Origin of the sequence: Pseudomonas coleopterorum (genome assembly GCF_900105555.1) — a bacterium.
Taxonomy (GTDB): Bacteria; Pseudomonadota; Gammaproteobacteria; order Pseudomonadales; family Pseudomonadaceae; genus Aquipseudomonas; species Aquipseudomonas coleopterorum.
Map to the genome: position 1 here is coordinate 3,207,294 of NZ_FNTZ01000001.1, position 16,666 is coordinate 3,223,959.

The following is a 16,666-nucleotide window of genomic DNA, read 5'->3' on the forward strand; positions in this document are numbered from 1 at the left end:
GATGACCAGCGCGCCGTCCCTGCTGCGCGAACTCAAGGGCCTGCGCGTGCTGGTGATTCACCCCCAGGACGGTGAGGCCCGCATCGTCCTCGACCAGTTGCAGCGCATCGGCTGCATCGTCGAACAGCGCTGGCCGGTGCCCACGACGTTGCCCGAAGCGGTCGACGTGGTGCTGCTGGCCGTGGAGCTCAGCCAGCGCAGCAACACGCAGACGCTGGTGGAAAGCCTGAGCGAACAGGCGCCGCCGATCATCGCCGTGGTCGGCTACGAGAACCCGTCGATGCTGCAACTGGTGCTGGAAACGCAACCGGCGGCGGTCATCGAACGGCCGTTGCGGCCGTTCGGTCTGCTGACCCAGTTGCTGATGGCGCGCGCCGCCTGGCGGGCGCGCATCGACATGCTCGCCGAGCTGCGCAAGCTGCAAAGCCGGCAACCGGCGGTGTCGAAGATCTCCATGGCCAAGGCGCTGTTGATGGCCCGCCATCGCCTCGGCGAAAACGATGCCCACCGGCGCCTGCAACGCGAAGCCATGACGCGCCGGACCAGCATGGAAGCCATCGCCCAGCAGATCATCGATGCCGATCCACCGACCGAACCCGAACAGCCGCCGCCCCGGCCAGGTGCGGAAAACAGCTCCCCCCCATGACAAGAATACGAGGTTAACCCCATGCAAGGATTCACCTTCAGCAGCACTGCCCACCTCATCTGCGCCACCGGCAGCGCCGCCGGCCTGGCCGAACAATGCGCCAGCCGCGGCGCCCGGCGTGTATTGCTGGTCACCGACGCCGGTATCCTCAAGCACGGCCTGCTCGACAGCGTGCTGCCGGGCTTCGCCAGCGCCGGTATCGAATACGCGGTGTACAGCGATGTGCTCGCCGACCCAGCGGAAGCGTTGGTGCTGGCCGCCACCGAACAGGCCCGGCGCATGAACGCCGACCTGATCGTCGGCTTCGGCGGCGGCAGCTCCATGGACACCGCCAAGCTGGTCGCCTACCTGGCGCACCCCGCACAGCGACAGGGCCTGAGCGACATCTACGGCGTGAACCAGGCCACCGGCCCGCGCTTGCCGTTGATTCAGGTGCCCACTACTGCAGGCACCGGATCGGAAGTCACGCCCATCTCCATCGTCACCACCGCCACCGGCAAGTCCGGCGTGGTGGGGAATCAGCTGTTGCCGGACCTGGCAATTCTCGACGCCCAATTGACCATCGGCCTGCCCGGCCCGGTGACGGCGGCCACCGGCATCGACGCCATGGTGCATGCCATCGAGGCCTACACCAGCAAACACCGCAAGAATCCCCTCTCCGACCTGCTGGCACGTGAGGCCTTGCGCCTGTTGGCGGCTAACCTCGAACGCGCCGTCAACACGCCGCACGACCTGGAAGCCCGCCAGGCCATGTTGCTGGGCGCCTGCCTGGCCGGGCAGGCGTTTGCCAACGCGCCGGTCGCCGCCGTGCACGCACTGGCCTACCCGCTGGGCGTCAGCTTCCACCTGCCCCATGGCCTGTCCAATGCACTGGTCCTGCAGCAAGTGCTGCGTTTCAACCTCTCCGCTGCCCAGAATCTGTACGCCGAACTTGCCCCTGTGGTGCTGGGCGAACGCCTGCGATCGGGCGATGCGGCCCAGCAATTCATCGACGAATTGCTCAGGCTGCATGAAGCCACCGGCCTGCCGCTGCGCCTCAGCGAAGCCGGCGTGACCCGCGAAAGCCTGCCGGAACTGGCCCGCAGCGCGATGCTCCAGCAACGGCTGCTGGTCAACAACCCGCGCGAGGTCAGCGAAGCCGATGCGCTGGCGATCTACACCGCCGCGTTCTAGATCCTTGGCAAGCAGCGCGCCGTGGCAGGGCGCGCTGTCCATCGCATCAAATACATCGATGTTAACTATCGTTAAACAACGCTTCACATTCCCCTTGCCAAACGCTTAGATGCGCGACTTATAGACATCGTCCCGCTTTGGAGCTTCACGTGTACGCCCGCCCCGATTTGAAATACCCGCTCCTGTTTGCCCTGGCCAAATGTTCGGTTGCCGTTTTGTGTTTTGCCATGGTGTGGCTGGACATTGCCGTGTTCCACACAGAAATTCTGGAAATGTCATTCACCGAGATCACCCAGGAACTGATGCTCGCGCTGTGCGCCCTACTCTTTTGGACCGCCCCGGGAACCGGCCGCAAAGGCGGCTTCGAATTTCTCGCTGCAGGCTTCTTCGCCTGCCTGCTGACCCGCGAGCTGGACGGCCTGTTCGACACCATCAGCCATAGCGCCTGGCTGTGGCCTTTTCTGGCCATCGCTGCGGTGGCCATCGGCAACGCGGCGCGTACCGCACACCGACGGCAAACGCTGCAATCGCTGGGTGCGTTCATGCGCACCCCGACGTTCGCCGCGTTGGCGACGGGCTTTGCGGTATTGATCTTTTCCAGGATCTTCGGCATGGGCTCGTTCTGGCATCAGGTCATGGGCGACGGTTACCAGCGCCTGGCCAAAACCACCGCCGAGGAAGGCGTGGAACTGCTCGCCTATGGCATCTGGCTCTGCACCAGCTTCGAGTACTGGGTCAAATGCCGGCTTGGTGAAAGCTGGAGTCCTCAAACCGCAACTTCTTGATGTGGAGCCCGCCGATGACCATTCCATCGCCCGTACTGTTCGTTTCCCATGGCTCTCCCATGTTCGCGATCCAACCTGGCCCTGCAGGCAAGCACCTGGCCGAGTTGGGGCGTGAGCTGACACGGCCTCAGGCCATCGTCATCGTGTCCCCGCACTGGATGACCCGTGGCGAGATCGGCGTGACCGCAAGCGCAGCTCCCGCCACTATCCATGACTTCGGCGGCTTCCCCGACGCGCTGTACAAGATTCAATACCCGGCGTCCGGCGCACCGGTTCTGGCAGCGCAGATCGTCGACATGCTCAAGACCGCCGGCTGGGGCGCCCGCCTGGATGCCGAGCGGGGTCTGGACCATGGCGCCTGGGTACCCCTGCTCTACCTGGCGCCAGCCGCGGACATCCCGGTGATCCAGGTTTCCATGCCGGCGTCGCTCGACACCCGCGAGGCGTGGAAGCTGGGCCTGGCGCTCAAGCCACTGCGCGACATGAACGTGTTGATCGTGGCCTCGGGCAGCCTGACGCACAACCTCTACGAGTTCCGCGGCGCCACGCCCCACGGCGCTCAATACGTCAAGGATTTCGCCGCCTGGACGGCCAAGACCCTGGCCTCGGGCAATCTGGAGTCGCTGCTGGACTACCGGCAATACGCACCCTCGGCCGAGCGCGCGCACCCGACGGACGAGCACTTCCTGCCCTTGTTCATCGCCGTCGGCGCGGCGGGTGAGCAGTATGAAACGCGGGTGATCGAAGGTGGCGTGGAGTATGGGGTGTTGGCGATGGACAGTTATTTGTTTACGTAGAAAGTCCCTCATGGCCAGGCTGCCGAAAGCCTGGGTGTACTGGTGAATTCAATAATGTCTGTACGGTATCAACGGCCGCACCGTCAGTTACTTTCACCCGTACCACATCCCAGAGACCATACGGACATGCTCATCGACCTGCTGCCTGCCTTCGCCCTCTTCGCTCTGGTGTCCTCCATCACCCCAGGCCCGAACAACACCATGCTGCTGGCCTCGGGGGTGAATTTCGGTTTCCTGCGCACCATTCCCCATGCACTGGGCATCAGCCTGGGGTTCATGCTGCTGGTGCTGGCGGTCGGACTGGGCCTGGGTGAAATCTTCACCGCCGTGCCCTGGACCTACACCGCCCTGCGCTGGATAGGCGCGGCCTACCTGCTTTATCTCGCATGGTGCATCGCCACCTCAGGCAGCGTGAGCGAAGCAGGAGACCAAGACAGCACGCCAATGACCTTCCTCGGCGCCGCCGCCTTCCAATGGGTCAATCCCAAGGCCTGGGTAATGGCGGTCGGCGCCATCACCACCTATGTGCCGGCGCAGGGCTACGTCTATAACGTGATGGTCATCGCTGCGGTGTTCGCACTGGTCAACCTGCCCAGCGTGTGCGTCTGGGCCGGCTTCGGCAGCGTCCTGCGCAACGTGCTGCGAGTACCGCGCTGGTTGCGGCTGTTCAACTGGAGCATGGCGGCGTTGCTGGTGTTGTCGTTGTATCCGTTGCTGCAAAGCCCGGCGCCGGTGTGAGGTGCATATTCGACTTACAGAGACAGCGGATTGGGTGCTGTTGAAACACACACGGCTTGCGACCCTTTTGGACACGCCGGCGGCGTTCGGCGTGAGCTATCAGACTGCGGCTCAGTACACTGACGAGCAGTGGAAAGAGCGAGCGTCGTCCGCTGGAACAGCATTTTGGCTGGCGTTCGACGGTGACCGACCGATCGGGATAGTGGGTGCGGCCGTTGGTGGTGCAGGTCGATATTGCTTGATCGGCATGTGGGGGACAGTTGTAGTGTTGTGCATGCCGTGATGCGCTCGTTGCTCGGAGCGCTTTGGGCCAAAAGCGAACATTGGCAAACCTGCGCTTCTGAATCGAGCTCAAACCTCACCCCCGGTCGTGGCATGCAGCCGTCACGGCTGTGCGTAACCCCAGCAGATAGCTCTCGACGCCAAAGCCACTGATTTGCCCACGCACCACGTCGGCGAATACCGAGTGGTGGCGGAAGGCTTCGCGAGCGTGAATATTGGACATGTGGATTTCCACCACGGGCACGGTGAGGATCGCCAATGCATCACGGATGCCGTAGCTGTAGTGGGTCCATGCGCCAGCGTTGATCAGCACGGCGTTGGTGCCCTCCAAGTAGGCTTGGTGGATGCGCTCGCACATGGCGCCTTCGTAATTGGTCTGGAAGCTCTCGATTTCCACGTCCAGGGACGTGGCCAGATCGCTCAGGCGCGCGTCAATTTGGTCCAGCGTGATGGTGCCGTACTGCACCGGATCGCGCTTGCCGAACATGTTGTGGTTGATGCCGTGCAGCATGAGTACTTTCATAGTCTGCGCCCTCACGTCAGTGGCACGGTGAGTCGCTGGATCACCGCCCCGGTTTGCGGGCGCACGCCGCGCCACCACTCGAAGGCCTCGGCCGCCTGCTCGACCAGCATGCCGACGCCGTCCGCCAGAGTCTCAACGCCGGCCTTCTTTGCCACCTGCAGAAACGGTGTCAGGCCCTTGCCATAGGCCAGTTCATAGGCCAGCGTTGCGTTGGTGAATACTGATGCCGGCACGGGCGGCAGCGCGCCAGTCAGGCTGGCCGAGGTGGCGTTGATGACAAGATCGAACCATTGATCGGCCAGGTCTTCGTACGTACTCAAGAGCAGGCGCGGATCATTTACTTCGTTCTCCAGCACCCGCGCCTTGACCATGTCGCGGTTAACCAATACCAAGCGATCCGGACCTGCCGCCAGGAACGGCAGCAGTGCACCACGCACTGCTCCGCCGGCGCCGAGCAGCAGCACCCGGCGCCCGGCCAGAGGTTGGCCGAGGTTGTGCTCGATATCGCGCAACAGGCCGACGCCATCGAAATTATCGGCCAGCACGGCATCGTCCTCGAATTTGAAGGCATTGGCGGCCCGCGCCAGCCGGGCTCGCTGGCTGGGCTGGGTGGCCAGCTCGAAGGCCTGCAACTTGAACGGCGCGGTGATGTTCATGCCACGCCCGCCCTGGGCCTTGAAACGCGCCACGTCACCGGCGAAGTCGGTGGTCGAGCCTTCGATGGCGGTGTACTCGATCTGCTGCCCGCAGCTCTCCGCGAACAGCCGGTGAATCACCGGTGACTTGGTGTGACCGATGGGGTTACCGATCACGGCGTATTGGTCTGTCATATTTTTTCTCCTTGGCTGTACAGCACTCCGTCGACCTGTAGCTGAGTGATTTCCTCAAGGCTGAAGCCCAGCTGCGCGGCAACTTCGGCGTTATGCTCGCCCAGGTCCGGCGCGACGCGAGTGACCGTGGTATCGCAGTCGGAAAAACGGAACGGCAGGTTCGGCAATCTAAGGGCGCCGTAGCGCGGATGCTGCTGCTCGATGATCATGCCGCGCGCCTGGATCTGCGGGTCGTTGACCACTTCGTCAATGCGCTGCACCTTGGCGCTCGGCACGTCTACCTCGTCGAGCAGCGACAGCAAGCGAGCGACCGGATTGGCACCGACCCAGCGACGCACGATGGCAAGAATCTCTTCACGATGCTCGTTGCGGCCGCCAGGAGTATGGAAGCGCGTGTCGCTGCTGAACCCGGCCACGCCGGCATCGGCCTCGACCAAGGCGGCGAAACGCTTCCAGGAATCGTCGACCTGGGCGGCGATCACCAGGTCGCCATCGGCGGCGCGGAATACCCCATAGAGCGTGGAAGTTGGCATGTCATGGCCGGTCTGCTGCGGCAGGATTTCCCCGCCGGACAGGGTGTAGCACTGCACCGCGTATTCGTGCATCGACACCAGGGTGTCGTAGAGCGCCATGTCGATATGTTGGCCCTTGCCGCTGTTCACACGCCCCAGCAGGGCGGCGTTGATGGCTGCCACCGCATGGATGCCGGTGTACATGTCGCCCAGGGAAATGCGCAGCAGTGGCGGCGCTTCACCGGGCGTGCCGACCATCTGCATGATGCCGCTCTTGGCCTCGGCGATCAGCCCGAAGCCGGCACGATGGGCATCCGGGCCGGTGTGGCCGTAGGCGGAAATCGAGCAATACACCAACTTGGGATTGCGCTCGGCAAGCTCCTTGTAACCCAGGCCCAGCTTGTCCAGCGCGCCGGGGCGGTAGTTCTCGATGAACACGTCGGCACTGTCGCAGAGTTTCTGCATGAAGGCTTTGCCGCGCGGGTCCTTCATGTTCACGCTGACGCCCTGCTTGCCCATGTTGAGCTGCAGGAAGTAGCCGCTCTGCTGGTCGTCGAGGACGAAGGCATGCTGTCGGCCGGCGTCACCGCTGCCGGGCCGCTCGACCTTGATCACCTCGGCACCCAGGGCTGCCAGGCAGCGCCCTACATAAGGGCCGGCGAGAAAATGGCTGTAATCGATGACGCGGATGCCTTTCAGCGGCAGTGGCTGGCTCATAGGCTGGCCTCCCGGCGCGGCACCATCAGGCGGTGTTCACCGCGCTGCACCACCTCGCCGTTCTGGTTGATCAACTCCGAGGGCAGCACCACAATGCCCCAGCCCGGTTTGCTCTTGCTGGCACGCATGGAGCCGACGCGCATCTTCACATGCAGTACGTCGCCGACGCGGATCGGCAGCAGGAAATCCCAGGTCCAGCCCAGCGACATGCCGGGCAGAAAGCGATAATCGCACTGGGTCTTCAGGCCATCGGCGATAGACAGCCCCATCAGCCCGTGGGCGACCAGGCCGCCGAAATGACTGGCGTTGGCAAATTCCTCATCAACGTGCACCGGCGTGTAGTCGCCGGTCAGGTCGGCGTAGGCCCGGATGCGTTCTCTGGTCACGGTGTAGCTGGGGGTGCTGGCTTCGTCGCCCTCGCGGGCATCGTCCCAGTACTTCTCGACGATACTCATGCCGACACCTCCACGCGGGCATTCACCGCCAGGGCTTCGGCCACCGCACTGGCCGGCGAGGCCTGGATGAACTCCACGGCCAGACCATCGGGCAGGCGCAGCCAGTTGTGGCCTTGCGGCATCCCGGTCACCCCCTCGAAACACCGGGCGGCGGCCAGCGCCGCTTCCATGTCTTCGCACATCATGCCCAGGTGGCCCATACGCCCTTCCGGGCCGGTGAAGTCCGGCTGGCTGATGAACTGCATGCCGCCGAGAGTCCAGTACTGGGTCGGCTGCTCAAGCGTGCCGTGCACCTCGCGCATGGTCATGCCGAACACCTCGTGGAAGAAATCGATGTACCAGTGGATATCACTGACCCAGAAGGCCACGTGCTCAAGATAGGCTTTGGGGATACTCATCGCTTGGTTTCCTCTTGTTGTTGATCGGCCATGGCGCGTTCGATGCCCTTGACGCACGCCACCAGCGTGGCGTTGACGGGCGTGGCGATGCCATGGCGCCGACCGAGCCGCACCACGGCGCCGTTGATGAAATCGATTTCGGTGATCGAGCCCTTTTCCAGGCTCTGTAGCATGGAAGTCTTGAATGAAGACGGCAGCCCGGCACTGGCGAGGTTCCACACCTGCTCCGGCTCGGTGAGGCTGAGGGTGGCGCCCGCAGCCTGTGCCACGGCGATGGCTTCTGCCACCGCGGCCAGGGCGGTTTCCCGCATCAGCGGCTCGCTGTAGAGCTGGCCGTAGGTGAGCATGGTGATTCCGGTCAGCGCGCCGGTGGAGACGTTGACCAAGAGCTTGTCCCACATGGTACCGAGGATGTTTTCGCTGACCGTGGTGGCCAAACCCGCACCGCGGAAAACCTCGGCGATATGGCTGACGCGCGCGCTGACCTGGCCATCGAGTTCGCCGATGAACGTCTGCTTGCCTTCCAAACCGCAGCGGATGCGTCCGGGCGCCAGCAGCACGCCGCCCACATAAGTCTTGCCAGCGATCACCTTGTCATGGCCGACCGCTTCAGTGAGCAGATCTTCATGGCCCAGGCCATTCTGCAGCGATAGCACCACAGTCTGCGGCCCTACCAGGGCGGTGGCGTCGGCGATGGCGGCGGCAGTGGCGAACGACTTGACCAGCACGATGAGCAGGTCGACAGCGCCGACCTCTTCGGCACGCGAGGTGGCGTTAATACTCACGCTACGTTCGACGTCGTCTTCGATCACTACCAGACCGTTGTGCCGCATGACATCAATATGCGCGCCGGCGCGGTTAAGCAGCCAGGTTTCATGGCCCGCCTCGCTCAGCACAGCGCCAAAGGTGCTGCCCAGCGCACCGGATCCGAGGATGCAAATTTTCAAGGTGAAGCGCTCCTGCTTTTTCCTCACCTTAAACACGCCACCATTGTTAAGCTATACAATGGAAGTAATAGCGCTATCAGTAAATTAAATAATGATGTCCATAGACGCCCTGCCTGAACCCAAATTGCTGCACCTGTTCGACGTGCTATACGACACCCGCAGCGTGACCCGCACCGCCGAGCAACTGGGCCAGAGTCAGCCGACCATCAGCCTGTGGCTCGGCAAGCTGCGTGAGCAGTTGGGCGATCCTTTGTTCGTGCGAACGCCAACCGGCATGGCGCCCACACCCCAGGCCGAAGCCTTGATCACCCCGTGTCGCGAGGTACTTGAATCACTGCGCCGGCTGACCGCCTGGGAGATTGGCTTCGACCCGGCCAGTGCACAGCGGCGCTTTCGCCTGGGCCTGAGCGACGCCAGTCATATAACCCTGCTGCCGCGTATCCTCGAACACCTGCGCCGCCATGCCCCCGGTATTCGCCTCGAGGTTGCTCGCATTGACGGCAACACCGAACGAGCTCTGGAGACGGGTGAGGTGGATCTGGCGGTAGGCTTCGTACCTTGGCTCGGCGGTGGCATCTACCAGCAAATGCTATTTCCACAGGATTGGATTTGCCTGATCAGCCCAAGGCATCCAAGGATCAGGAAGACGTTGCCGCTCAAGACTTACGTCCGCGAAGGCCATGTGTTCGTCAGTGCCGGCACCGGACAGAAGCTGCTCGAAGCAGCGCTGACACGCAGCAACATTGAGCGCCAGATCGTTCTGGAACTACCCGGTTTTCTCGGCCTGGGTGCGGTTATAGACAGCACTGATCTAATTGCGACGCTACCTCGGCAGATTGGCGAAACGCTGGCGAGCACGCATGGGCTGGTAGTTCATGCCTGTCCTTTTCCAATCGAGACCTTTGCCGTCAAACAGCACTGGCATGCTCGCTATCATCAGGATCCGGGCAATCGCTGGCTACGAAGCACGCTCTTGGAACTGTTTCAATACAGCAAGAATTCGCTGGCAGCAGATCTCTCGGCCAGATGATCGAGTACCTGCTGTACGCAAACCTTACAGTGGTCAACCCGATACAAAGTCTCCGCACATTAGCGGTTAAGGCTGTATCCCGCTCGGCGAAGCTTATGAATGATCGGCGCGACAGCGGCGACATCGATCTGCAGATTGATCCCCCTTCCAAAAGGCTTGCTCAACGGCGCAGTGAGCCATTGGCCGGCGTCCGGATCTATCTGCGCGAGCATCATTTGAGCGCCGTTCAAATCCAGGTAGGCAAAGCCATCCTCTGGACGTTGATAAGCCACTTCGAAACCCAGGCAATGCACCCAGAACGCCAAGCTGGTATCCAGGTCAGTGACCATCAATTCAGGGACCAATTTGTTGCGTTCGAACACGATGAATTCCTTTTCAGCAGGGCGGGAGCCTGGGTAGCTCGTCAGGGTATCAGGCCTCGTGCTTGTGCTGCGAAGGTGAACTGCCGACAGCGCTGGCCCTCCCTCGGGAACCGCTCGATGCACCTTGCGGCCTAACCCTACCGACACCCACCGGCCCACACTGGATACACTCATGAAATACATCATCCTGGCTTCGCTATTGGTTTTGAGCCTGAACGCCTCGGCCGCTCAACAGAGTCTTGACCTGCCCAGTTGCAACATCAAAGCCCAACGCGAACTGGTGGGCGAAACAGGCGGAAAGATCACCGACCCCCGACAAGCCCACATCTCGGTTCGAGCCAACATTCTGAGCGCGGACATCGGCACCACGCGAAAAGCACGTAAGATCACTCAGACTCAAGCTGACCAAATGATCGAACGCGTTGCCGCCATCCGTCGTCAAACCGACCAATTCGTACAACAGCAAGGCTTTCTAAGCGCTGCAGAAAACGCCAGTTTCGACCGGGAATTCGACGGCATCGCCCTACAGCTTTGCAAATTGGACAATCCGATCAAATGAAGTGGGTCTCCCTCTCAGGATGAGAGACGTCCAACTCACAACCCAGCAAATCAACCATTCACCCCACACCCCCCAAGGGCGATTTCCTTCAATACGGGTCCAGAAATGATCTTTACCGTCAGTGCTCCGTTACCCGTATTGAAGGTGCCTGATGAGTATCGTCGTTTCCATGGCCGTTTTTGCGCTGGCCTCCTCCGTAAGCCCCGGCCCGGTCAACCTTGTCTCCCTGAGCTGTGGCGCACGCCACGGCGTGCGGGCCGCCCTGCCCCATGTCACGGGAGCGACCCTGGGGTTCATCTTGCTGCTGTTGCTCATGGGTTTGGGACTGCACGAAGTGCTGAACCGCTGGCCATGGTTGACGCAGGTCATTCGCATCGCTGGTGTGATCTTTCTGCTTTATCTGGCCTACAGGCTGGCAACCAGTGATGGTCGAGTGGACTCCGTGCAGGCGCAGGCGCGCCCTTCTGCCTTCACGGGCGCGCTGATGCAATGGCTCAATCCGAAGGCCTGGCTCGCGTGCCTTGCGGGCATGGGCGCGTTCGTCGCCGATGGCGATGTGCAGATGGTGTGGGTCTTCGCGCTGATCTATCTGGTGGTCTGCTGGCTATCCCTGGCCAGCTGGGCCTGGGCCGGTGCTTCGTTGCGAGAGTATTTGAACAGTAGCACCAGAATGCGCGGCTTCAATCGGATCATGGCCGCGCTGCTCGGGGGTTGCGCCGTGTATCTGCTGCTTGAGTAGGCACGCCGCGATATTGCCCGGGCGTGGTCGCCAGGGCGCGCTTGAACAAGCGCTGCAAGTGCGCCTGATCCGCGAAGCCCACGCGCGCGGCGACCTGGGCAATGCCCTCCCCCTGGCGCAAATGGTCGCGGGCAAGTTGGAGGCGACAGTCGATCAGGTAACCATGAGGCGTGAGCCCATGGCACGCCTTGAAGGCACGGATCAGGTAAGAAGGCGACAGCTGTACGGCTGACGCGATGTCCTCCAGACGCAACTCACTGGCGCAATGTTCGCGGATGAATGCCGCTGCCTGGGCCATTTTTTGCGGCTCAGTTCTGGCTTCATCACTGGCGGGCTGCAGCCGTGCTACCAGTCGCTGGAAAAAAACCAATGCTGCATTTTGCATGGTGTCTGGCAGGCAGTCGTCGGCTGTGAGCGTGTGGTACAGATCGTCCAAATCTTCGAACAGGCTGACGTCGGCGCTATGGGTCTGCGCGAAAGGCACGAAGCCTTTTTGTGTGCCAGAACGTTGTTGCTGTTGCAGCGCCGCAAGCCACTGGGTATCCACGTAGAACATGCGGTATGCCCAGGGCTGTTCATGGACGGGATTGCAGGCATGCACTGCACCGGGATTCATGAGTACTACACTTCCGGCGCCGATCAAACGGCTACTGTCGCCATTGAGGTAAGTACTTTGCCCCTGCGTAATCGCGCCAATCGAGAACGTCGAATGTGAATGGCGCGCGTGGCTGAAACGGCGACCGTCTTCGACGTTGCGGATTTCCAGATGCGGAACCGCGGGATGCCGCCAGTAGTGAGACATGGGTCCTCCAGTCACGCGACGTGAATGTATCCGATTGCTATGAGCGAACCATCGACGAGCTGGTCGTTCTGGAACTCGGACAAGGCGTCAGCATCGAAGTCTGTGTTTACGCAGATAACTTCGCACATCCAGAACAAGGTCGACTTCATGAAACTGAAAACTTTTTACTATGGCGCTGCGTTTCTGTGCGCCGCCACGTTGGCCGGTTGCTCCACCAACACGGTCGTCACGTTGCAGGATGGGACACAGTACATCACCAAGGATGTACCTGACACCAAAACGAAAGATGGCTTCTATGAATTCGAAGATGTTTCAGGCAAACAGGTAAGAATCAAGGCGGATGAAGTCGCTACCGTGAAGGAAGAGGATTGATCCGACCGTAACGCCTGGCGCCGGCGACACACAGGATCACCGCAACGGTGACGCCGAACATGCCGAGGCTGACTTGTTCGTGCAGGAGTGCGGCGGCCAGCGCCAGGCCAAAGAACGGTTGCAGCAACTGAAGCTGCCCGACCGCTGCGATGCCGCCCTGCACCAGGCCGCGATACCAGAATACGAAGCCGATCAGCATGCTGAACAGCGACACGTAAGCCAGGCTCAACCAGGCCGGGGTGCTGATCCGTGAAAACGACACGGGCGCTAACCATGCCGTCAAAGGCATCACGACCGGCAGCGACAACACCAGCGCCCAGCAGATCACCTGCCAACCACCCAATGCTTTGGAAATCTTTGCCCCTTCGGCGTAGCCGAGGCCGCAGGCCAGAATGGCCAGGAGCATCAGAATGTCGCCGGTCGGCGAGGCGGTCAGTCCCTGGCTGACGGCGAACCCGACGACCAGCAGACTGCCCAGCACCGAGAAAAACCAGAACGCCGGCCGAGGACGTTCGCCACCGCGCAGGACACCGAACGCGGCGGTGGCCAGCGGCAGCAGGCCGACGAACACGATGGAATGGGCCGACGTCACGTATTGCAAAGCCAAGGCCGTCAGCAGTGGAAAACCAATCACCACGCCCATCGCCACGATGATCAACGACAGTATCTGCCGACGGGCCGGTCGCCGTTCCTTGAACAGCAAGAGCAGGCACAGCGCGAGCACGCCGGCAATGGCTGCCCGCGCCACGGTCAGAAAGACCGGGTCGAATTCCAGCACCGCAATACGCGTAGCAGGCAGCGAACCGCTGAAGATCACGACACCGATGAGGCCATTGATCACACCGCTCGCGGGTTTCTCTGTTGCCGGGTTCTGGTTAGAGGTGCGTTCCATTGTGCGTCCACTCTGCGCTGGGTTGCGTACAGGCATCCTATGGCCGACTATCACGACAATCAAAAAATTGTCATGGATACATTTCGACATGGCTAGCTCCCGGTACAAGTTGTTGGTGGACACCTTTGCAGCCGATATCCGTGCCGGGCGTTTGCCGCCGGGTACGCGTTTGCCGACCCATCGCCAACTTGCGGCCACCCATGGCTTGGCCCTGGTCACTGCCAGCCGGGTGTATGCGGAATTGGAGGCCATGGGACTGGTCAGCGGGGAGACCGGGCGCGGGACGTTCGTGCGCGAGACGTCGTTGCCGCCCGGACAAGGCATCGATCAGCCGGACGTTGCGGCGGGTGTGATCGACCTCAACTTCAACTATCCGGCCATGCCGGGGCAAGCCGACCTGTTGCGCAGTGCCCTGCGCCAACTGGCGCTGTCCGGCGACCTGGAAGCTCATTTGCGCTATCAGCCACATGCGGGCCGCTTGCATGAACGGGCCTCCATCGCCCGTCATCTGCTCCAACGTGGCGTCACGGTAGATGCCGAGCAGATTCTGATTGTCAGTGGCGCCCAACACGGTCTGGCGGTGAGCCTGATGGCGTTGCTGCAACCGGGGGACGTGATTGCGGCCGATGCACTGACCTATCCGGGGTTCAAGCTGCTGGCCAAAACATTGCACCTTGAAGTGGTGCCCATTCCTGTCACGGCCCAAGGACCGGATCTGGAGGCCCTCGCCTCGCTCTGCCGCCGGCGTCCGGTGCGCGCCGTGTACACCATGCCCACGCTGCATAACCCATTGGGTTGGGTGCTGCCGACCGATCAACGCGAGCGCCTGGTGGCGATCGCCCGCGCACATGATCTGACAATCATCGAAGATGCAGCCTACGCGTTTCTGGCGCAGGATCCGCCGCCGCCGATCATCGAGTTGGCGCCTGAAAGAACCCTTTATGTGTCGGGGTTTTCCAAGAACATCGCCACTGGATTGCGCGTCGGCTACGTCGCAGCGCCGATGGACCGATTGGACGCCTTGAAGCGCACGGTCAAGGCCACGACCTGGAACACACCCGGCGTCATGACGGCCATCACCTGCGCCTGGCTCGACGATGGCACGGTCGCCGCACTGGAAACGCAAAAACGCGCAGATGCCCGAGCCAGGCAGGCGTTGGCCGACTCGCTGCTGTCAGGGTTGCCCGTGACACGTCACCCCGCTTCGTACTTTCTGTGGCTGCCGCTGGCGGAGGACGCAAGAGCGGATCAGGTCACGCTGGAATTGATGCGCGACCACGTGTCGGTTTCGACGGCCGAGCCGTTCTGCACCTCGGCTCATGTCCCTCATGCCATACGGCTGGCGCTCGGCTCGGTGAGCATGGAGACCCTGCGTGAAGCGCTGACCACCGTAAAGCGGGTGGTCGGAGCCTATATCTGATCTCGGTTCACTCAGGTACGAAAACGAGACACGAGGTCGTTCAACTCGACCGCCAGACGCGACAGCTCGTGACTCGCCGCATTGGTCTGCAGAGCGCCCGCCGCAGACTGCGCGGACAGGTCACGAATGGCGACCAGGTTGCTGTCCACTTCACGGGCGACCTGAGCCTGCTCTTCCGCCGCACTGGCGATGACCAGATTGCGTTCGTTGATCTGGCCGATGGCAGCAAAAATGTCTTCCAGTACCGCGCCAGAGGCTTGAGTGATTTCCAGAGTCCCTTGCGCGCGCAGGGTGCTATCGCGCATCGAGTCGACAGCTTGCTCGGCGGTGGTCTGCACGCTGCCGATCATCTGCTCGATCTCGCGGGTGGACTCCTGAGTGCGATAGGCGAGCGTTCGCACCTCATCGGCGACCACGGCAAAACCGCGCCCCGCCTCACCAGCACGGGCGGCCTCGATGGCGGCATTGAGGGCCAGCAGGTTGGTCTGCTCCGATACGGCACGGATCACGTCCAGTACCTTGCCGATGTTGCGCACTTCGCCGGCCAGGTGCTGGATACGCTCTGCGCTGCCCTGGATTTCAGTTGTCATCAACTGAGTACCGGCGATGTTTTCGCGAACCTGTTGACGGCTTTTCTCCGACAGCGTGTTTGAGGCTGTCGCCGCTTGCGAAGTGGACACGGCATTGCGCGCGACTTCTTCGACGGCGCTGGTCATCTGGTTGACTGCAGTGGCGGCTTGTTCAAGTTGCATGTCTTGTTGCTGCAGGCCACGGTTGCTTTCCTCGGTCACTGCGTTGAGCTCTTCGGCCGCCGACGCCAGTTGGGTCGCGGAACCGGAAATCAGGATCAAGGTGTTGCGCTGGCTGGCTTGCATGCGCTGAAGCTCGACGAACAAGTCACCAATCTCGTTGCGGCCCGGGGACACGACCTCCTGGGTCAGGTCGCCGTTGGCGATGCGTTTGAAATGCTCACCAGCTTCACGAAGCGGGCGCAGTACACGGCCGGAGATGAACATCCAGCAAACCACCGCCAGCGCCAGCGTGATACAGGCCAGTGCCAGGGATAGCCGCTTGGCGGTTGCCAGGCGGTCACTGGCGTCCTGGTTGATCTCAGCGGCACGGGCATCCAGGGCGCCGACCAGATTCACCCGGATTTCCTGAAGCTTGGTCATGCCCTTGCCAGCGCTGATGTTGACCACGAAATACTGGTCCGCCGAGCGTGCACGGGTGGCAGCGCGCTGGCCGACGATGGCGGTGCCGTACTCGGCGAACGCGGCCTTCAAGTCGTCGGCGAGCGCCTGAAGTTTCGGGTCGCGAATATCGGCCGTCGAGGCATTGAGTTTGGCAATGGCATCGTTCCAGATGCCTTCACTGCGCACCAGCCGGGCTTCCGCATCCTCGAATCGACCGCCCACGGTTTCGATGAAGGCCGATGACACATTGGCACTGGTACGGATGGCCAACAGCAGCGAATTGTTGATACCGTCAATCTGTTGTGAAGTATGTCTGAGCTCGTCGACCTGGTCGTAGCTGCGCACCGCCGATGACCAACTGTTGACGATCGAGAACATCAGCGCGATGACGAATAACACCAACACGCCGATCATGCCTGTGCGGACTTTCAAGTGGGCGAACATGGAGAAGCTCCGGACTGCGAATAGATTGTTGTAATACGCTATCCACGCCA

Annotated in this window: 19 protein-coding genes and 2 pseudogenes; 11 read left to right on the top strand and 10 right to left on the bottom strand. The window is 61.8% G+C overall.

Going from position 1 to position 16,666, the window contains the following annotated elements:
- Position 1 precedes the first annotated feature (1 nt).
- The 6 genes and pseudogenes from BLV18_RS14260 to BLV18_RS22535 form a co-directional block, all read left to right on the top strand.
- On the top strand, positions 2–646 hold the full coding sequence (locus BLV18_RS14260) for an ANTAR domain-containing response regulator (RefSeq protein WP_090359416.1): 645 nt from the start codon (positions 2–4) through the stop codon (positions 644–646).
- Positions 647–667: 21 nt separating this feature from the next.
- Complete coding sequence (locus tag BLV18_RS14265; protein WP_090359418.1) at positions 668–1,819, top strand: iron-containing alcohol dehydrogenase; 1,152 nt, start codon at positions 668–670, stop codon at positions 1,817–1,819.
- Positions 1,820–2,067: 248 nt separating this feature from the next.
- Positions 2,068–2,604 (top strand): hypothetical protein, encoded by a 537-nt coding sequence (locus BLV18_RS14270; protein WP_139211024.1) that lies wholly within the window; start codon positions 2,068–2,070, stop codon positions 2,602–2,604.
- 14 nt (positions 2,605–2,618) lie between these two features.
- Positions 2,619–3,401, top strand: coding sequence for a DODA-type extradiol aromatic ring-opening family dioxygenase (locus BLV18_RS14275; protein ID WP_090359422.1), 783 nt, complete (start codon positions 2,619–2,621; stop codon positions 3,399–3,401).
- 126 nt (positions 3,402–3,527) lie between these two features.
- Positions 3,528–4,139 (top strand): LysE family translocator, encoded by a 612-nt coding sequence (locus BLV18_RS14280; protein ID WP_056843659.1) that lies wholly within the window; start codon positions 3,528–3,530, stop codon positions 4,137–4,139.
- 1 nt (position 4,140) lies between these two features.
- Positions 4,141–4,392: pseudogene (locus BLV18_RS22535) on the top strand (GNAT family N-acetyltransferase); the annotation flags it as partial.
- 105 nt (positions 4,393–4,497) lie between these two features.
- Here the strand turns inward: BLV18_RS22535 and aroQ are convergent.
- The 6 genes from aroQ to BLV18_RS14315 are packed head-to-tail and all read right to left on the bottom strand — an operon-like array spanning position 4,498 to position 8,803.
- Positions 4,498–4,944 (bottom strand): type II 3-dehydroquinate dehydratase, encoded by a 447-nt coding sequence (gene aroQ / locus BLV18_RS14290; RefSeq protein ID WP_090359424.1) that lies wholly within the window; start codon positions 4,942–4,944, stop codon positions 4,498–4,500.
- An 11-nt stretch (positions 4,945–4,955) separates the two neighbouring features.
- Positions 4,956–5,774 (bottom strand): shikimate dehydrogenase, encoded by an 819-nt coding sequence (gene aroE, locus BLV18_RS14295; protein WP_090359426.1) that lies wholly within the window; start codon positions 5,772–5,774, stop codon positions 4,956–4,958.
- Positions 5,771–7,003 carry a CaiB/BaiF CoA transferase family protein gene (locus BLV18_RS14300; RefSeq protein WP_090359428.1) on the bottom strand — a complete coding sequence of 411 codons (1,233 nt, stop codon included), beginning with the start codon at positions 7,001–7,003 and terminating at the stop codon, positions 5,771–5,773. The genes aroE and BLV18_RS14300 overlap by 4 nt, the downstream gene beginning before the upstream one ends.
- Positions 7,000–7,458 carry a MaoC family dehydratase gene (locus tag BLV18_RS14305; protein WP_090359431.1) on the bottom strand — a complete coding sequence of 153 codons (459 nt, stop codon included), beginning with the start codon at positions 7,456–7,458 and terminating at the stop codon, positions 7,000–7,002. Before BLV18_RS14305 ends, BLV18_RS14300 begins: the two co-directional genes overlap by 4 nt.
- Positions 7,455–7,856, bottom strand: a complete 402-nt coding sequence (locus tag BLV18_RS14310; protein WP_090359433.1) for a VOC family protein — start codon at positions 7,854–7,856, stop codon at positions 7,455–7,457. The genes BLV18_RS14305 and BLV18_RS14310 overlap by 4 nt, the downstream gene beginning before the upstream one ends.
- Entirely contained in the window at positions 7,853–8,803 is a 951-nt protein-coding gene (locus BLV18_RS14315) for a ketopantoate reductase family protein (protein WP_090359435.1), read from the bottom strand. The genes BLV18_RS14310 and BLV18_RS14315 overlap by 4 nt, the downstream gene beginning before the upstream one ends.
- A 91-nt stretch (positions 8,804–8,894) precedes the next feature.
- Here BLV18_RS14315 and BLV18_RS14320 point away from each other — a divergent pair, with 91 nt between their 5' ends.
- The gene (locus BLV18_RS14320; RefSeq protein ID WP_090359438.1) at positions 8,895–9,833 is read left to right on the top strand and encodes a LysR family transcriptional regulator; all 939 of its coding nucleotides are present in this window, start codon (positions 8,895–8,897) and stop codon (positions 9,831–9,833) included.
- A 62-nt stretch (positions 9,834–9,895) separates the two neighbouring features.
- Here BLV18_RS14320 and BLV18_RS14325 read toward each other — a convergent pair.
- Positions 9,896–10,195, bottom strand: a pseudogene (locus tag BLV18_RS14325) (VOC family protein); the annotation flags it as partial.
- A gap of 172 nt (positions 10,196–10,367) precedes the next feature.
- Here BLV18_RS14325 and BLV18_RS14330 point away from each other — a divergent pair.
- The gene (locus BLV18_RS14330; protein WP_090359440.1) at positions 10,368–10,754 is read left to right on the top strand and encodes a hypothetical protein; all 387 of its coding nucleotides are present in this window, start codon (positions 10,368–10,370) and stop codon (positions 10,752–10,754) included.
- A 151-nt stretch (positions 10,755–10,905) separates the two neighbouring features.
- Complete coding sequence (locus BLV18_RS14335) at positions 10,906–11,493, top strand: LysE family translocator (protein WP_090359442.1); 588 nt, start codon at positions 10,906–10,908, stop codon at positions 11,491–11,493.
- Here BLV18_RS14335 and BLV18_RS14340 read toward each other — a convergent pair.
- A complete protein-coding gene (locus BLV18_RS14340; RefSeq protein ID WP_090359445.1) occupies positions 11,444–12,295 on the bottom strand; it encodes a helix-turn-helix transcriptional regulator in 852 nt (283 codons plus the stop codon). The genes BLV18_RS14335 and BLV18_RS14340 overlap by 50 nt on opposite strands.
- A gap of 147 nt (positions 12,296–12,442) precedes the next feature.
- Between BLV18_RS14340 and BLV18_RS14345 the strand changes: the two genes are divergently transcribed.
- Positions 12,443–12,667 carry a YgdI/YgdR family lipoprotein gene (locus tag BLV18_RS14345; RefSeq protein ID WP_049858979.1) on the top strand — a complete coding sequence of 75 codons (225 nt, stop codon included), beginning with the start codon at positions 12,443–12,445 and terminating at the stop codon, positions 12,665–12,667.
- Here BLV18_RS14345 and BLV18_RS14350 read toward each other — a convergent pair.
- Positions 12,645–13,559: a DMT family transporter gene (locus tag BLV18_RS14350; protein ID WP_090359447.1), complete on the bottom strand. Its 915-nt coding sequence runs from the start codon at positions 13,557–13,559 to the stop codon at positions 12,645–12,647. The two genes, BLV18_RS14345 and BLV18_RS14350, sit on opposite strands and share 23 nt — an antisense overlap.
- A gap of 88 nt (positions 13,560–13,647) precedes the next feature.
- Between BLV18_RS14350 and BLV18_RS14355 the strand changes: the two genes are divergently transcribed.
- Positions 13,648–14,979, top strand: coding sequence for an aminotransferase-like domain-containing protein (locus BLV18_RS14355; protein WP_090359449.1), 1,332 nt, complete (start codon positions 13,648–13,650; stop codon positions 14,977–14,979).
- Positions 14,980–14,990: 11 nt separating this feature from the next.
- On the opposite strand, the gene BLV18_RS14360 is transcribed toward BLV18_RS14355, so the two are convergent.
- Positions 14,991–16,616: a methyl-accepting chemotaxis protein gene (locus BLV18_RS14360; protein ID WP_090359451.1), complete on the bottom strand. Its 1,626-nt coding sequence runs from the start codon at positions 16,614–16,616 to the stop codon at positions 14,991–14,993.
- Positions 16,617–16,666 lie beyond the last annotated feature (50 nt).

What these genes read in the sequence shown, in the direction of transcription:
- BLV18_RS14260 (WP_090359416.1), top strand. Translation starts at nt 2, where the DNA reads ATGACCAGCGCGCCGTCCCTGCTGCGCGAACTCAAGGGCCTGCGCGTG.
- BLV18_RS14265 (WP_090359418.1), top strand. Translation starts at nt 668, where the DNA reads ATGCAAGGATTCACCTTCAGCAGCACTGCCCACCTCATCTGCGCCACC.
- BLV18_RS14275 (WP_090359422.1), top strand. Translation starts at nt 2,619, where the DNA reads ATGACCATTCCATCGCCCGTACTGTTCGTTTCCCATGGCTCTCCCATG.
- BLV18_RS14280 (WP_056843659.1), top strand. Translation starts at nt 3,528, where the DNA reads ATGCTCATCGACCTGCTGCCTGCCTTCGCCCTCTTCGCTCTGGTGTCC.
- aroQ (WP_090359424.1), bottom strand. Translation starts at nt 4,944, where the DNA reads ATGAAAGTACTCATGCTGCACGGCATCAACCACAACATGTTCGGCAAG.
- aroE (WP_090359426.1), bottom strand. Translation starts at nt 5,774, where the DNA reads ATGACAGACCAATACGCCGTGATCGGTAACCCCATCGGTCACACCAAG.
- BLV18_RS14300 (WP_090359428.1), bottom strand. Translation starts at nt 7,003, where the DNA reads ATGAGCCAGCCACTGCCGCTGAAAGGCATCCGCGTCATCGATTACAGC.
- BLV18_RS14305 (WP_090359431.1), bottom strand. Translation starts at nt 7,458, where the DNA reads ATGAGTATCGTCGAGAAGTACTGGGACGATGCCCGCGAGGGCGACGAA.
- BLV18_RS14310 (WP_090359433.1), bottom strand. Translation starts at nt 7,856, where the DNA reads ATGAGTATCCCCAAAGCCTATCTTGAGCACGTGGCCTTCTGGGTCAGT.
- BLV18_RS14320 (WP_090359438.1), top strand. Translation starts at nt 8,895, where the DNA reads ATGATGTCCATAGACGCCCTGCCTGAACCCAAATTGCTGCACCTGTTC.
- BLV18_RS14330 (WP_090359440.1), top strand. Translation starts at nt 10,368, where the DNA reads ATGAAATACATCATCCTGGCTTCGCTATTGGTTTTGAGCCTGAACGCC.
- BLV18_RS14335 (WP_090359442.1), top strand. Translation starts at nt 10,906, where the DNA reads ATGAGTATCGTCGTTTCCATGGCCGTTTTTGCGCTGGCCTCCTCCGTA.
- BLV18_RS14340 (WP_090359445.1), bottom strand. Translation starts at nt 12,295, where the DNA reads ATGTCTCACTACTGGCGGCATCCCGCGGTTCCGCATCTGGAAATCCGC.
- BLV18_RS14345 (WP_049858979.1), top strand. Translation starts at nt 12,443, where the DNA reads ATGAAACTGAAAACTTTTTACTATGGCGCTGCGTTTCTGTGCGCCGCC.
- BLV18_RS14350 (WP_090359447.1), bottom strand. Translation starts at nt 13,559, where the DNA reads ATGGAACGCACCTCTAACCAGAACCCGGCAACAGAGAAACCCGCGAGC.
- BLV18_RS14355 (WP_090359449.1), top strand. Translation starts at nt 13,648, where the DNA reads ATGGCTAGCTCCCGGTACAAGTTGTTGGTGGACACCTTTGCAGCCGAT.
- BLV18_RS14360 (WP_090359451.1), bottom strand. Translation starts at nt 16,616, where the DNA reads ATGTTCGCCCACTTGAAAGTCCGCACAGGCATGATCGGCGTGTTGGTG.